Annotated in this window: 16 protein-coding genes and 1 pseudogene; 11 read left to right on the forward strand and 6 right to left on the reverse strand. The window is 31.5% G+C overall.

The annotated features are described in order from the left end of the window. Positions 1-3: 3 nt before the first annotated feature. The 3 genes from DL91_RS09280 to DL91_RS13920 all read left to right on the forward strand — a co-directional run bounded on the left by DL91_RS09280 (position 4) and on the right by DL91_RS13920 (position 1,987). Positions 4-168 (forward strand): 30S ribosomal protein S27ae, encoded by a 165-nt coding sequence (locus DL91_RS09280; RefSeq protein WP_048191234.1) that lies wholly within the window; start codon positions 4-6, stop codon positions 166-168. Between the two features lie 44 nt (positions 169-212). After that, a complete protein-coding gene (gene argH / locus DL91_RS09285; RefSeq protein ID WP_048191236.1) occupies positions 213-1,619 on the forward strand; it encodes an argininosuccinate lyase in 1,407 nt (468 codons plus the stop codon). A gap of 215 nt (positions 1,620-1,834) precedes the next feature. Continuing rightward, on the forward strand, positions 1,835-1,987 hold the full coding sequence (locus tag DL91_RS13920; RefSeq protein WP_197050636.1) for a hypothetical protein: 153 nt from the start codon (positions 1,835-1,837) through the stop codon (positions 1,985-1,987). Positions 1,988-2,000: 13 nt separating this feature from the next. Here the strand turns inward: DL91_RS13920 and DL91_RS09290 are convergent, their stop codons facing one another. Then, positions 2,001-3,092, reverse strand: a complete 1,092-nt coding sequence (locus tag DL91_RS09290) for a 7-cyano-7-deazaguanine synthase (RefSeq protein WP_052374356.1) — start codon at positions 3,090-3,092, stop codon at positions 2,001-2,003. Between the two features lie 71 nt (positions 3,093-3,163). Continuing rightward, positions 3,164-3,619, reverse strand: coding sequence for a YbhB/YbcL family Raf kinase inhibitor-like protein (locus tag DL91_RS09295; protein ID WP_048191237.1), 456 nt, complete (start codon positions 3,617-3,619; stop codon positions 3,164-3,166). 387 nt (positions 3,620-4,006) lie between these two features. Between DL91_RS09295 and DL91_RS09300 the strand changes: the two genes are divergently transcribed. From DL91_RS09300 to DL91_RS09320, 6 genes and pseudogenes are all read left to right on the forward strand, one after another. Beyond that, positions 4,007-4,213, forward strand: a complete 207-nt coding sequence (locus tag DL91_RS09300) for a histone family protein (protein WP_048191238.1) — start codon at positions 4,007-4,009, stop codon at positions 4,211-4,213. 175 nt (positions 4,214-4,388) lie between these two features. Next, entirely contained in the window at positions 4,389-6,164 is a 1,776-nt protein-coding gene (locus tag DL91_RS09305; protein WP_048191239.1) for a ribosome biogenesis/translation initiation ATPase RLI, read from the forward strand. Positions 6,165-6,384: 220 nt separating this feature from the next. Continuing rightward, positions 6,385-6,903, forward strand: coding sequence for an RNA-guided endonuclease TnpB family protein (locus DL91_RS14395; RefSeq protein WP_255343938.1), 519 nt, complete (start codon positions 6,385-6,387; stop codon positions 6,901-6,903). Further along, the gene (locus tag DL91_RS14400; protein ID WP_255343965.1) at positions 6,888-7,550 is read left to right on the forward strand and encodes a transposase; all 663 of its coding nucleotides are present in this window, start codon (positions 6,888-6,890) and stop codon (positions 7,548-7,550) included. The genes DL91_RS14395 and DL91_RS14400 overlap by 16 nt, the downstream gene beginning before the upstream one ends. Positions 7,551-7,620: 70 nt before the next feature. Then, a pseudogene (locus DL91_RS09315) lies at positions 7,621-9,257 on the forward strand (ABC1 kinase family protein). Between the two features lie 44 nt (positions 9,258-9,301). Beyond that, complete coding sequence (locus tag DL91_RS09320; protein ID WP_048191240.1) at positions 9,302-10,003, forward strand: MBL fold metallo-hydrolase; 702 nt, start codon at positions 9,302-9,304, stop codon at positions 10,001-10,003. A gap of 96 nt (positions 10,004-10,099) precedes the next feature. On the opposite strand, the gene DL91_RS09325 is transcribed toward DL91_RS09320, so the two are convergent. The 4 genes from DL91_RS09325 to DL91_RS09340 form a co-directional block, all read right to left on the reverse strand. After that, positions 10,100-11,260 carry a pyridoxal phosphate-dependent aminotransferase gene (locus tag DL91_RS09325; protein WP_048191242.1) on the reverse strand — a complete coding sequence of 387 codons (1,161 nt, stop codon included), beginning with the start codon at positions 11,258-11,260 and terminating at the stop codon, positions 10,100-10,102. Positions 11,261-11,817: 557 nt separating this feature from the next. After that, positions 11,818-12,072 (reverse strand): zinc-ribbon domain-containing protein, encoded by a 255-nt coding sequence (locus DL91_RS09330; protein WP_048191243.1) that lies wholly within the window; start codon positions 12,070-12,072, stop codon positions 11,818-11,820. A gap of 294 nt (positions 12,073-12,366) precedes the next feature. Then, on the reverse strand, positions 12,367-13,065 hold the full coding sequence (gene radB / locus DL91_RS09335) for a DNA repair and recombination protein RadB (RefSeq protein WP_048191244.1): 699 nt from the start codon (positions 13,063-13,065) through the stop codon (positions 12,367-12,369). 452 nt (positions 13,066-13,517) lie between these two features. After that, entirely contained in the window at positions 13,518-14,135 is a 618-nt protein-coding gene (locus DL91_RS09340; protein ID WP_048191246.1) for an L-threonylcarbamoyladenylate synthase, read from the reverse strand. 69 nt (positions 14,136-14,204) lie between these two features. On the opposite strand from DL91_RS09340, the gene pgsA reads away from it, so the two are divergent. Next, positions 14,205-14,792, forward strand: coding sequence for an archaetidylinositol phosphate synthase (gene pgsA, locus DL91_RS09345; protein ID WP_048191248.1), 588 nt, complete (start codon positions 14,205-14,207; stop codon positions 14,790-14,792). A gap of 220 nt (positions 14,793-15,012) precedes the next feature. Continuing rightward, positions 15,013-15,246, forward strand: a complete 234-nt coding sequence (locus DL91_RS09350) for a DUF357 domain-containing protein (protein WP_048191250.1) — start codon at positions 15,013-15,015, stop codon at positions 15,244-15,246. Positions 15,247-15,273 lie beyond the last annotated feature (27 nt).

The raw sequence follows: 15,273 nt of genomic DNA on the forward strand, positions 1-15,273 counted from the left end.
ACAATGAAAAAATTCGAACTCTACGAAATTAAAGATAACAAAATTATAAGAAAAAATCCAGAATGTGTTAGATGTTCACATGGAGTATTCATGGCAGACCATGGTGACCGTTTTGCATGTGGAAAATGCGGTTACACACAGTTCAAGGGTAAAGAATCTAAGAAATAATCCAATTTATTTTAGGAAAAATATTAAAAATAGGTGATTTTTTTTTGAATCTGAGATCTGGAAGGCTTAAAGGTAAGATGACTGCAGATGCATCATCATTCACATCCTCCATCGAATTTGATAGGAGGATCTTTAATGCCGATATAAAGTGCAATATTGCTCATACAACTATGCTCAAAGAGCAAAGAATAATAGAAGCTGCAGATGCTGATAAGATTATAAAAACCCTTAATGAACTTGAATCTGAGGGAATAGGTGTTTTAAAATTGGATCTTTCAGTTGAAGATATACATATGGCACTTGAAATATATGTTACAGAAAGGATTGGTGAAGTTGCAGGTTTCATGCACACAGGTAAATCAAGAAACGACCAAGTAGCAACAGATCTCAGACTTATTTTAAAGGAAGAAATAGAAGAAATAGAAGAAGATATCCTCAATTTTATAGAGAATATCATTGAAATGGCTTCCCAACATACTGAAACAATTATGGTGGGTTATACCCATCTTCAACATGCTCAACCAACCACATTTGCACATCATTTATTAGCCTATGCAAATGAGATAAGGCGTGACTTTGAAAGGATTGCTGACGCAAAAAAACGTGTGGATATGTGTCCACTTGGTGCTGCAGCCATGACAGGAACAGGTTTTCCCATAGATCGTGATAGAACAGCCCAACTTTTGGGTTTCAGCAGGGTTATGGAAAATTCCATGGATGCTGTTAGTTCAAGGGATTTTATGGCTGAAACAGTTTTTGCTCTCGCAATGCTCTCTTCTAACCTCAGTAAAATAAGTGAAGAAATGATTATTTGGAGTACATATGAATTCCGTTTAATTGAGATATCAGATAAATACTCTTCAACATCGTCAATAATGCCTCAAAAAAAGAATCCAGATGTTGCTGAAATATCACGTTCAAAAACAGCTGTGTTATATGGGGAACTTATGACCATATTATCTATACTCAAGGCATTGCCTCACAGCTACAACAGAGACCTTCAGGAAGTTACTCCTCATCTATGGAATGCTATTGATACAGCCCATTCAATGTTGAATATCATGAACGATATGTTATCCTCAGTAAGTTTTAATGCTGAAAGAGGAATTGAACTTGCAATGGCTAACTTCTCAACTGCAACAGAATTAGCAGATCTTATGGTTCGTGAAAATAACCTTCCATTTAGAATTGCCCATCAAATTGTAGGAAGAACAGTTAACGAAGCAATTAGTAATGGAATTCGTCCAGAAGATATTGATTCAAAATTTTTAGATAAAATTGCTATGGATATAAATGGAACTCCACTTAATATAAGTGAAGAACTGGTCGAAAATGCCTTAAATCCCTATGAAATCATTAAAGCTAGGGATGTCAAAGGAGGTCCCTCTCCAAAGGCAGTTACTGAATCAATTTTAAGTCTAAAAGAATTTGTTAAATCTTCCCGTAGATAATTAATGTATAAATTTTTTTTTAAACCTTCAAATATTTTTTTTAGTTTAATTCAAGTAGTTATTTTTATAGAATAATGATTTAAATAGCAAACATTATTTTTATACTTTATGCATAATCTCTTTTATGACATTACTATTTCCAAATCAAATGCTAAAATACTGTTATTTGCTGTTTTTCATTAAAATTATATAGTTGCGGGTACATAATATAGAGTATGAAATCAAACACTAGACGCGAAATAATGGGCATAATTGCAATAATAGTGGGTATAGTATTTATCGTTGTACCGGTAGTTCTACCTTGGCTACTTGGAATTTTGCTCGTTATATATGGAATACTGGAATTGATAAACAGAGGAATGGATTAATTCAAGAATTGAGTTATAAAGTCTTTATTATCAAATCCAATGCTTGACCTGGCTCTAAAACGCCAGCCCTAGTTTCCCTAAGAATCCTCTGAATGGAAAATCTACGCATGTGTGGATGTTTTTTATGAACCTCATTTATGAGAGGACATCCATATCCACCCCTGCTTTTTATATTGAAGTATGCTGACAAGGATTTTGTTTCACCCTTTGTCGCTGAAAGCATGGCAGGTAAGTTGATCCTCCATAAACTATCTATAGAAACTATGGATTGGGATCCTGTTGCAAGGAAATCACCAAATATGAGGAAGGGAATTTCTATTTTTTTTGAGTGTTCTAATAATGCAGTTTCTATTATTTTTGAACATCTTCCACAAGGATGTAACTTACCTTTTAGTGCTTGATCCACAACAGATTCCATGTTAACATCAATATATTCATGTGGAACATTAAGGCTATTGCAAAGACTCTCTACATTATTTCTAAAATAGGAGGGGAGTATAATATTTCCAGGATTGACAGTAACAGCCAATGGATTAAATCCCATTAATTTGGCAATTATAAGTGAAAAACTACTATCAACACCACCTGAAAGAGCTACTACAGCTTTATGTTTTTCATTGACAGGTATGTTATTTGCTTCTTCTGATTTAAAATTGGATAATTCCATACCGAATTCTTTTAAAAAATCAAAACTATCTAAGTTGTTCATTCTAAGCATGAGCATATCTTGCAGATTTTTCAGTGGTTGATTAGTTTGATTATCAATGGAGGTTACTATTTTCTCCAATTTTTTCATTGCCAGTTCCATTCTATAAACCCTTATAATCATGTCAGAATATGCATCGACATGAATATTGTTCACACCAAGCTCTTCTCTAAGTTTTCCAACAACCCATCCGCCCTTTCCTATTATACTAGACTTTTCTGGTCTGTCAGGTGCTGTTATAATTAGATTTCTTGATATATCATCATAGGTTATTTTTTCAATGAAAAATCCAAGATTTTCAGTGAAGTCAATGTCAGATAATTCAAATGATCCACTTGCAATCAATGGCTTTAAAACACTGCTCAGTGTTTCTACCATATATTCAACTTCTAGTTTCATAATATTCTCCTAAAAAATGAAAGGATATGTTTTTCCAAAGTTAATACTGAAAGTTTTGATTTTATGTTCATTTATCTAGTATAGCGACCCATTAAAGAGCCTTCATCTATTATATGGTTTTTCATTGTTTTTAATAGATCTTGCTTTGTGATCTTTGCGGGAAGTTCGATTTCAGTATCTAGTGCATAAACTGTAAAGTAGTATCTGTGGGTTCCATCAGGAGGACACGGACCTCTGTAACCTACAGTTCCAAAATCGTTAAGCCCCTGTTTTGCACCATTTTCGAGTTCTTCACGTTCCATTACCCATTCAGAAAGTCCAGTTGTGTCAGAGGGTATATTAAATATCACCCAATGTGTCCATGTACCTGATGGTGCATCTGGATCCTCACAGATAATTGCATATTTCACTGTTCCAGAAACACTATCCCACTCTAAAGAAGGTGAAACATTCACACCATTACATGCATATCTGTCGGGTATAGGTTCTCCATTTTTAAATATTTCACTGGTTATTTGGATAGTCATGTATTTACACTCCAAAATATTTGTTTAAATTATTTTATAAATGAGTTTTCGTAAGATTGTTAAATACAACTAAAACCCATTAAAATCCATTTTAAATTTATTTCTCATGTTTATTTATTTTTTTTTATATATCTAAAGTTATGTTTTTTGTTGTACTTTACATAATAATCCATAATTTTTATTCCATCAATGGTTTGGATTATCAATGATCTTATCATCACCTGAAGCAAAGTTTTAATTATGTGATGCATGATCAAAAACTCATTGGTGACATATAAGTTATAACAGTTTTTGATGAAGACAGAATAGCTATATGGGTTATCATTAAACATATAAACAACAAATTTAAATACTATGGAGTCTCAATAATTGAATGAGGTGGTATAAATGACTGAATTACCAGTTGCTCCAGTAGGAAGAATCATAAAAAATGCTGGTGCCCAGAGAATAAGCGACGATGCAAGAGACGAGTTAGCCAAAGTGCTTGAAGAAGCAGGTGAAAAAATAGCTGTAGAAGCTGTTAAACTTGCAAAACACGCAGGAAGGAAAACAGTTAAAGCATCAGACATAGAATTAGCTGTTAAAGCAGCTTAATTCTTTTCTTTTTTTTTATTTTGTAATTTTTTTCTAATTCTTTATTTGATTAAATTTTGAATTGGGTTAAATTAAATTTGACCAATTAAAAAGTACAAAAATTTTATACTAGAAGCACCCCATAACATTAATAATCTTATTAAATCATAGAAAACTCATTTTTTTGGTGATTAACTTGACAAGAATATCCATACTAGACCATGATAGATGCCAGCCCAAAAAATGCAACTATGTTTGCATTGAATACTGTCCTGGCGTTAGAATGGAAGAAGACACCATCACAATTGATTCAAAAACTAAAAAACCAATATTATCCGAAGAACTCTGTTCTGGATGTGGTATATGCACCAACAGATGCCCTTTCAATGCAGTGAGTATTATAAATCTTCCAGAAGCACTTGACGACCCAATACACAGATATGGTCAGAATTTATTCGAACTTTTTGGATTACCTAACATAAAGGAAGGATCTGTTGTTGGAATACTTGGACCAAATGGTATAGGGAAGTCAACTATCATTAGAATACTTTCAGGAGAATTAAAACCCAATCTGGGGAATTACGATGAAGATGTAGCCTGGGAAGATATTATTAATTATTTTAAGGGTTCTCAACTCCAGTCTTATTTCACTAAACTTTCAAAAGGAGATTTGAAAGTTGTTCATAAACCACAGATGGTTGATCTCCTTCCAAAATTTGTTAAAGGAAATGTTCAAAAACTAATGGAAGGTGTAGATGAAAGAGGTGCAATGGAGGAAGTAATTGATTTACTTGAACTTGGAAGTATTTTAAAAAGAGATGTTTCTAAGTTGAGTGGAGGAGAACTCCAAAGAGTTGCAATTGCTGCAGCTGCCCTCAGAGAAGCTGATTTTTATTACTTTGATGAACCTACATCATGGCTTGACGTTAGACAGCGTTTAAATGCTGTTAAGGTAGTTCGAAATCTTGCAGAATCAGGTAAATCTGTTATGGTTATTGAACATGATCTTGCTACTTTAGATGCAATATCTGATTATGTCCATATCTTATATGGTCAGCCTGGAGCTTATGGTGTGGTATCGCATATGAGAGGAGTTCGTGTGGGTATCAATACTTATATTAATGGTTTTCTTAGGGAAGAAAATGTTAGATTCCGTAAACAGCCAATTATTTTTGATGTGAAACCACCGGCATTGGAAATTGAAGCAGAAGTTCTTGCAGATTACTCATCAATTAAAAAATCTTACGATGGATTTTCATTAGATGTAGATGAAGGTGAAGTACAGCATGATGAAATTATCACTGCCTTTGGACCCAATGGTATTGGTAAAACAACCTATGCAAAAATGCTTGCAGGAGTTACAAAACCCAATGAGGGAAAGATCAATAAAAAAGTAACAATAGCCTACAAACCCCAGTACCTTGTATCAGATTTTGATGGAACTGTACAGGAACTTCTAATAACCACTGCTCCAACCTATGGAACAAATATGTTCAAAACAGAAATATTAAAACCATTTTCATTAGAGGCATTAATGGATAAGGAAGTAAACGAGTTGAGTGGAGGAGAACTTCAAAGGCTTTCTGTAGCTGTAACGCTATCAAGGGAATCTGAAATATATCTTTTTGACGAACCAACTGCGTTTCTAGATGTTGAGCAGAGATTAAAAGCGGCAAAAGCCATTAAAAGAGTTGTTGAAAGCCGTAATGCAGCTGCAATTATAATAGACCATGATATAGTATTCATAGATTATATTTCTGATCGTGCCATGGTTTTTGATGGTGAACCTGGTGTTAAAGGCCATGCTTCGAGCCCGATGAATCTCAGATCTGCAATGAACACTTTCTTGTCTTCTGTAGGAATCACGTTTAGAAGAGACAAAGAAACTAAAAGACCACGTGTAAATAAATTTGGAAGCTATCTGGACAGGGAACAAAAAGAAAAAGGAGAATATTACTATTTGGATAGTTAAACATTCTTCTACTTTTAAATAATATCTTATAAAACATCTTAAACATTCATAAATTTTTTTTATATAAAAATAAACTTTTTTTTGATATGCAAACAAATAAAACTAAATAATATCCCATTTATAGTCTTTTTTATCCTAATGTTGGAGAAGACCCCACCCGTGAGGGTGGGGATGAATCCAATCACAATATATTAATAATAATTTGATAATAAATAATATTATGTTGAGGGCATATAGATATCGAATGTATCCGACTAAAAATCAAGAAGAAATGGTTAACAAACATTTTGGAGCATGTAGATACGTGTATAATTGGGGATTAGAATATAAAATTCGAACATATAAGGAAACTGGTAAATCAATATCTCATTTCGCTCTTAACAAAGAAATAACATTACTCAAACAAAATGAAGTATGGCTCAAAGAAATTAACAATCAATCATTACAAGGAACTACACTCAACCTTAATAATGCATTCACAAAGTTTTATAGAGAGAAAAAAGGATTCCCACATTTTAAATCAAAGAAAAATAGGGTACAATCATTCAATGTACCACAGAATTATAAAGTTGATTTCAATAACAATAAAATATACCTTCCTAAAATAGGATGGGTAAAAACAAAATTACATAGACAATTCAAAGGTAAAAAGCAAACAGCAACAATCTCATTGACAAATACTGGTAAATATTATATCAGTATTCTAATTGATGATAAAAAATCATTCCTGAGAAAGTAAAATTCAATCAGAAAACCACCATAGGATTGGATATGGGATTAACACACTTCTTAATCACTAGTAACGGTGATAAGGTTAATAATCCACGACCACTTAAACAACAGTTGAAACGACTTAAACGTGAACAAGGAAAGTTATCACATAAACAGAAAGGTTCAAAGAATCGTAATAAACAACGAATCAAAATATCAAAGATTCATGAACGAATACAAAACATACGTGAGGATTTCCAGCATAAACTTAGTAAATCTATTATATGTGAGAACCAAGCAATAACAAAGGAGAACTTGAATATTAAAGGCATGCTACGAAACCATAACCTCGCACAAAGTATAAGTGATGTTGGCGGGGCAGGGTTCATAGATAAATTAAAATATAAAAGTGAATGGTATGGTAAAACATTAATCCAAATAGGACAATTTGAACCATCAAGCAAAATATGCAACCATTGCGGATACCATAACTGTAATTTAAAATTACATCATCGTGAATGGATTTGTCCAAAGTGTGAAAAGAGACATGATCGCGATGTCAATGCAGCAGTTAATATACGTGATTTTGCACTAGATAAGCAAAATTTAATCAGTACCGTAGGAACTACGGAAATTAAAGCTTCTCTGAGAAAACCACAAAAGTGGATTCAATGAAGGAAGAAACCCCTTCCAAAAGGAAGGGATAGTTCACAATACTTATCCCATTGATTTTTCTGGTGATTCCATGGCAAGCAAAGATGAAAATAACCTTAAAAGACTAAAAGAAATTATCAAAGTTCTTTCTAAATATGAATTTGGTTACTTGATTGAAAAAATTAAATTAAAACATAAAATTCCTTTCATAACTCCATCTTATGATTATGAGTCCTTGGAAGAGCTAGATGAATCTGCTCCAGAACGTTTGAGATTTGTTTTACAAGAATTAGGCCCAACCTTTATTAAGCTGGGACAGACTCTAAGCACTCGCCCTGATCTTGTTGGGAGGAAATTTGCAAATGAATTTACCAAATTACAGGATGATAACCCTCCAATTGAATTTGATGTTGTGAAAGCTTCAATTAAAAAAGAGCTGAAACACCCCATTGAGAGTATTTTTAGTAGTTTTGATGCGGAACCTCTAGGATCTGCTTCTATTGGGCAGGTTCATCGTGCTGTTCTTAAAACTGGTGAGGATGTTGCGGTTAAAATTCAAAAACCCAGTGTTGAACATATCATTAAAAGTGATATTTCTATAATGGAGTTTTTAGCAAAGAGGATTGATACTTACATTCCGCAGTTTAAAATATACAATATTCCGGGTATTGTTGAAGAATTTAAACGTTCTATTTTAAAGGAAATTGATTATGAAAATGAGGCAATGAACTTAAAAAGATTCAGCTACAACTTCAAGGATGATGAAACTGTACATGTACCCAAAATATACTCTGATTATTCTTCGTTAAAGATTATAACAATGGAGTTAATTGGGGGAAAAAGGTTTCTGATGTTACGGAAGCTGAAGGTTTTGATTTGAAATTGATAGCAGAACGTGGTGCAGTATCATATTTTAAACAGGTCATAATGTATGGATTTTTTCATGCAGACCCTCATCCATCTAATATATACATTTTAAATGATAATGTTATTTGTTATATTGATTTTGGGATGATGGGGATTTTAGATGATGAATTCAAACAAAATCTAGCGGAATTGATAATATACTTTATTGACAATAATGTTAGTGGTATGATAAATCAACTCACCTATATGGATATGATAAATGATAAGGTCGATACAAGATCATTGAAGTACGATCTTACAGATATGATGTATAAATACTATGGAACTGAATTAAATGAAGTTCATGGGGGAATGAACGATCTAATAAATCTAATGCGAAAATATCATGTTTCAATGCCCAGAGAATTTGTATTACTAGCAAGGGGTATTGGAATGGTAGAAGAAACAGGAGAAAAGTTAGACCCTAATTTCAATGCAGTGGAAGTATGCAAACCTATAATGATGAAGGTCATAAGAAAAAAACTCACACCTCTAAACTTCATTGATTATATAAAGAAAAATATTATTGAAACAGAACATGTATTAAAGAATATACCATTAACCATAACAAAAACGCTGTATAAACTTGAAGAAGGAGAAATAAGGATTAAAGTTGAACATGAAGGTCTTGAACGTATAGTAAATAAATTATCTATTGCCATAATACTTTCAGCTCTCCTTATCGGTTCTTCCATGATTATGACTACGGATAATGGGATATTTCTACTTAAATTTCCATATTTAGGCGTTTTGGGTTTTGTAATAAGCGCAATTTTAGCTATTTTCCTAGTTGTGTCAATACTTAAAGATAAAGTGATTTAAATTATTCTTTTAAAAAAATAAACAAAAAAACCATATAAAATATTATGAAACTATGGAAATCAAATCATTGCACTATTTACCAAGTTTTAAATGGTAGAAGTAATTCTTTTTTAATTAGTAATCAAAATACTTCTATCTTAGTAGATACAGGTCGTAAAAACTCATGGGAAACACTGACCCTGCAGATTGATAAGCTTTTAGGAAAAAATAATTTATCAAACCTAATTTTAACCCATACCCATTTTGATCATGCTGAAAATGCATCTAAAATAAAGGAAAAATATGATTCCAAGATAATTTTACATGGAAGAGAAACAGAGTATCTGAAAATGGGTAATGCACCATTACCTAAAGGCAACAATGGGGTCACAAGATTTTTAATTGATGTGATTGGAAAAAAAATGGAATCACATTATAGTTATGAACCTGTAGATCCTGATATTCTTATCGATGAGAATTACAGTTTAAACAATTTAGGGTTCAATGTAGATATTATACATACTCCTGGTCATTCAAACGGATCAATAAGCGTTATTATCGACGATTCAATAGCACTTGTAGGAGATACATTGTTTGGTGTGTTTGGAAATTCTGTTTATCCACCATTTGCCGATGATACTAAAATTTTGATTAAAAGCTGGAAAAAACTTCTTAATACCCATTGTTCTTTATTTATACCGGGGCATGGAAAAGAAATCAATAGGAAGTTATTAGAAAGTCAATATTATAAATATTCAAAGGATTAATTTTTAAATTTATTTTTTATACATAAAAAAAGTGAATTAAGTTTTTTATAATTCATTTGAAAAAATAAAAAAAAATTAAGAATTCTAAAGATTAAATTACTTAAAACTCTTGAGTATGTTCATACCTTCTACAAATATCTTAGCAAAATATTTAACATCTTCTGGCGGTATGGAAAAGCTTACACGCAAATATCTATGCCCAAAATCTTTACTTGTATAGGATCCTTCTCGAGTAAAAACCTTCCTAACTAACAGATATTCTGAAATAGCCAGAGGAGTTACATTTGTATTGTAAATATCAATTGCCAACATGTTACCGTTAGAAGGATATACTGGTATGAATGCTCCTTCAACTTGATCAACTGCCTTCTTGATAATTTCCTGGTTTGATCTTGTTGTATTTTTTATGTGACCAAGCCATTCTTTCTTGGATTTTACGGCAGCTATGGCACCTCTCTGGGAAACAACATTAGTTCCAAGATCGTTTATAACAATACTTTTTATGGATTTAATAACTTCCGGTACGCCTATTATACCACCAATACGCATACCAGCCATACCATAAATCTTTGAAAAACTATAAACTGTTACAGTATGTTCTGGAGCGATTTTGGCCATAAGATGATGATCCTCTGCAAAATCACGATAGGTGATGTCATTAAGTAGGTAAATATCATTGTCTAATGCAATATCTGCGAACTCCTTTAACTCTTCCTTAGTATAAGATGATCCAAGTGGGTTTAAAGGATCAACTAGGGATATCAACTTGGTATTATCATCCATATTCTCCCTTACAAGTTCAGGTGTAAGTTTATAACCACACTCTTCATTGTAGATTGGTACAGATTTCACATGGTCACCAAACCTGCTTGCGAAGTTATCTATTATTAGATAACCGGGATCACATGTTATGGTATTATCTTCAGGTGCCAGAATATCATTGGTACATAAATAGAGCGATTCTGTACCACCCGCAGTCACAAGAATATCAAACGCATTTTGAAGTCCTAAATCTTTTAGTATAAGCTCTTTAAGTTCTGGAAATCCCTCTGGTGGCGGATATTTATTGTAGTCACGTTTTTTGATGCTATGCATCATTGAGTCCATAATCTGGTTCTCATCATGGAGATGGTTAGTATTTTGGCCCATCCAGATCATGTCTTCATCGTTAAATACAAAATTAAAGAACTCATTGGCTGTTTTATAGCCTTTTGGTATTGTCTTTGCAGGTTTTGCGTATTTTTTTGGTGAAATCATATGTCTCACTTACACTTTTAATGGAAATTATTAAAAATAGATATTTAGAATTTTTAGGTTGTCCACCTTTAATAATTCTATTTCATATCCAAATTCCATTTTCTATAAATATTAAATCCTTTTTTACTTCACAATTTACTATTTATTTTATTTGAAATGATTTAAATTATCATTCATTGTAAATGAAATTAAGAGGAATTGTATGAACAATTTCATATTTATCCTTGTAAATTAACATATACAAATTACCCCCCTCAATCCTAGTTCTACTTTGGTATTTCTCCAATATAAAATATTCTAACTTATAAATTTAAGTTCATAGTTAAAACTGTAGATTAAATTTCTAAATTTGAAGATAATATTTTGAACTCTTTAACAGTTATATATTTTTAGAAATAGACATTTTTTTATAAAAATATAAAAAAACAGTTGATTATTTTAATAAATTATATTAAATAAATACAATTAAAATCCCATTTAACACAATGGAAACAATACAAATCTGATGGTTTTTAATTATCCCTGCTTCAAAAATTCATTATTAACCTCTAATTATCTTAATATTCATTAATTTGAGTTTTAATCTTTTTTCCACACCATGCACAATAATTTGAACCTTCAGGATTTTCTCTTCCACAAACCGGACAAACTCCTTCTATTAAAAATTCTTCCCAATCTTTTTTATTAACATTAAAGTTTTTAGTAAATTTTAATTTAGCACCACATTCACATTCAGAACTAAAATCTTCTGGTTTTTCTTTAGGTTTAAGCTCATAATAGCTTTTACATTTCTTACAAATCAAATAAGCCATTCCTAACACATCCAAAAATAATATTAAATAGTATTATATTTTTTTATGTAATCTATTTAGATACAAGTCAATATATTTTTTAACCATTTTAATTTATTTATAATTTTCTTGTATCTCAAAACATTTTATATTTTTTCTAAATTGACTTTAATATTCTTAAACATCACACTTGTGTTTTTCAATCTATTTAACTTCTGTTTTTTCCCGGATATTTTTCCAATTTTTATTCTATAAGTTTATTGACACTTTATGGTTACAAATACCATTTAAAATTATTTTCTTAAATTTATTCTCTTATTCAATTCCATGATCAACAATTCTGAAACGAGCCCTGAGACCTTCAGGCCTGCTTCGATGCCTTTTTAATATTGCAGACCTCTCACCGAGGCCATTGGCACGTACAAGTTCAACTACTATCTTGCTCCAATACTTAAGAATAGTTCCTCCAACTGGCTCAATAACTCCATCCCCATCAAACACAGAATATATATGATTAGTTATAACCACTGCAATATTATGTTTTCTAGCGATTCTTGATAGTAAAGCCATTTGTTGACCAAGTTCACGATTAGTTTGAGTTGAATCACCCTCTTTAAGACGGTAGAGTGCAACTGCAGAATCCAATATAATTAATTCCACTTTTTCTCGCTTAGAATCCAGAAGATCTTCTACCTTCTTCAATACTTCGATTTGTTCATTAAAGCTTGTTGGTTCGAATATTAGTATATTATTTGCAAATCTATCAAATTGGTTGTTTGATATTTGTTTAACTCGCTCTATAGATAATCCGCCCTCGGTATCAATAAATATGGCCTTATCACCATTTTTTGCACAGCAAACAAGTAGCTGTAAAACTATATTGGTCTTCCCAGAACCTGGAGGCCCGTAAAACTGGGTTAAACAACCTTTTTCTATTCCCCCGCCCATAATAACATCAATAGGGGATCCTGTGGGTATCTTCCCATTCTCATTCAAATCCGATAAAACCTTCATAAAATCTCCCATAATCTAGATATCTCTATGATTTCATTCAATAAATCGTGAATAATATAATTGTACTCATTTTCTTAAATAGTGATCAATATAAATTTCTTAATTTTGATTTGGAATTAATGATAGAAATAAGTTTGCAGCGTCATAAAACAAAGTACCCATTGAAAATATTAGTAGTACCCATTATAACTTCAATGATCTACATTAAATATATGAAATAAAGCAAGTTTGACAAAATACAGAAATATTCCCATTAATACACCACAATAAATTTTAAAATATTCCATTAAAAATATAAAAGGATTTCAGAATATCCCTTCAAATATTAACTAAATAATCAAGTATTTTAAATATATCTAATATTGAACAGTAAATTATATTACAATTTTTTAAATTCATTAAAATATTAGGGCAACTTTTAGATAATTAAATAGAGAAATATAAGAAATTTTCTAAATCATTGATTCGATAAATACTTCGTATCCTGCTCCTTTACGAATTATTTCAGGAGGATATACGGTCATATCAATTACAGTTGATGGTACTCCATGTTTACATATACCTGCATCTAAAATCATATCAACTGAAGATCCTAACTGTTTTAATACTTCTTCAATTGATTCTGGAATATCATGACCTGATATATTAGCACTAGTACTTGTAATTGGGAAATCCCTTGAGAGCTCTCTACAAACTTTGTTATCAGGAATTCGAATTCCTATTTTGTTACTACCTGCTGACAAAAAAGGTGATACATTCTTCTTTTTCTTTAAAATTAATGTGAATGGCCCGGGTAGGATTTTCGCTACAATCTCTTCGGTTTTTAAATCCATATATGCAATCTTTTTTATGTCCTTAATTCTTGAAACACATATTGATAATGGTTTATTTTTAGGCCTTTTTTTTACTGAAAAAACCTTTAAAATTGCTTTCTCATCTAATATGTTAGCCCCAATTCCATAAACTGTATCTGTAGGATAAACTATTATAGAACCTTGCTTCATTACATTTCTGGCAATTTCTATTTTATCGGATTCTGGAATATCTTCATTTATTTTTATGATCTTCATTAATAACTCACCGTAATTTTTCCATTTCCATCCAAAGTATATATCCATTGAAGGTCCATATTTAGTTTTATGCTGAACCGTCTCCGACCACAAGTTAAAATGTTTTTGGATCCCATAGCCAAAAGAATCCGTGTGAATCCTAACATCCTAACAATAATTGGCCTATTAGTAAGTTTTTTATCTGCATACATGTTCGCAACTGGCAATCTGCTTTGGGGAGGTCTTTTTATAGCTTTAAGTGGATTTGTAGACATGTTAGATGGTGCTGTAGCAAGAAACAATTATCAAACAACAAAGTTTGGTGGAGTGCTTGATTCAACTGCAGACCGGTTTGGAGATGCATTTATAATAATTGGAATAATATATGGTGGATATGTAAACTGGATCTTCGGTATACTTGCATTGCACGCATCTCTAACAGTAAGTTATGTCAGAGCCAGAGCCGAATCCGAGGGTATAGAATGTAATGTTGGAATTGCAGAACGTGCAGAACGTCTGGTAATAATAATGATAGGAGCATTTCTAAGTTATTTCACCAGTGTACAACTCTTCAACATGAATCCTTTAGGAATAGCCATAATTCTTATAATGATCTTAGGATATGTAACAGTGTTCCAAAGAGTGTATCACTCATGGAAAGAACTTAAAGGTCTTTAAATCTTTATAAAAAGATATATCCTTTTTACCTTTTTTTTGCTTGAATTATAATATATTATGATAAAAAAATATTTATAAAAAAGGTCTTATTATTAATCAATTTTCTAATAATTTTTTTACTAAAAATTAAAAAAATCTAATTCCATTCAATTTTTTTATTGAGATAATATCTAAATAATAGAGTGTGCAGAATTTAGATTTAACTGAAGAGGATGATATTATGGATGCCATTGAAAGAATTGAAAAAGATGTTGTATTATTTACAAAAAATATAAAAGAAATAGAATCAATAAAAATTGATGAAGATGAGAGAAAAGTTGTGGAAATGGCCATAAACTACAGGAAAGACACAGACTATTACCTTGAAAAAAAGGATTATCTAACATCATTTGGATGTATAACCTATGCACATGGACTTCTAGATGCAATACGCCTTCTAAACAAACTTATATAAATAGATAATAGTTATAATTAATGATCC

The organism is Methanobacterium sp. SMA-27, from assembly GCF_000744455.1.
In the GTDB taxonomy this organism is placed as follows: domain Archaea; phylum Methanobacteriota; class Methanobacteria; order Methanobacteriales; family Methanobacteriaceae; genus Methanobacterium_B.

Coding starts and splice junctions, on each gene's coding strand:
- DL91_RS09280 (WP_048191234.1), top strand. CDS start 4: ATGAAAAAATTCGAACTCTACGAAATTAAAGATAACAAAATTATAAGA.
- DL91_RS13920 (WP_197050636.1), top strand. CDS start 1,835: ATGAAATCAAACACTAGACGCGAAATAATGGGCATAATTGCAATAATA.
- DL91_RS09290 (WP_052374356.1), bottom strand. CDS start 3,092: ATGAAACTAGAAGTTGAATATATGGTAGAAACACTGAGCAGTGTTTTA.
- DL91_RS09295 (WP_048191237.1), bottom strand. CDS start 3,619: ATGACTATCCAAATAACCAGTGAAATATTTAAAAATGGAGAACCTATA.
- DL91_RS09300 (WP_048191238.1), top strand. CDS start 4,007: ATGACTGAATTACCAGTTGCTCCAGTAGGAAGAATCATAAAAAATGCT.
- DL91_RS14395 (WP_255343938.1), top strand. CDS start 6,385: ATGTTGAGGGCATATAGATATCGAATGTATCCGACTAAAAATCAAGAA.
- DL91_RS09320 (WP_048191240.1), top strand. CDS start 9,302: ATGAAACTATGGAAATCAAATCATTGCACTATTTACCAAGTTTTAAAT.
- DL91_RS09325 (WP_048191242.1), bottom strand. CDS start 11,260: ATGATTTCACCAAAAAAATACGCAAAACCTGCAAAGACAATACCAAAA.
- DL91_RS09330 (WP_048191243.1), bottom strand. CDS start 12,072: ATGGCTTATTTGATTTGTAAGAAATGTAAAAGCTATTATGAGCTTAAA.
- radB (WP_048191244.1), bottom strand. CDS start 13,065: ATGAAGGTTTTATCGGATTTGAATGAGAATGGGAAGATACCCACAGGA.
- DL91_RS09340 (WP_048191246.1), bottom strand. CDS start 14,135: ATGAAGATCATAAAAATAAATGAAGATATTCCAGAATCCGATAAAATA.
- pgsA (WP_048191248.1), top strand. CDS start 14,205: ATGCTGAACCGTCTCCGACCACAAGTTAAAATGTTTTTGGATCCCATA.
- DL91_RS09350 (WP_048191250.1), top strand. CDS start 15,013: ATGGATGCCATTGAAAGAATTGAAAAAGATGTTGTATTATTTACAAAA.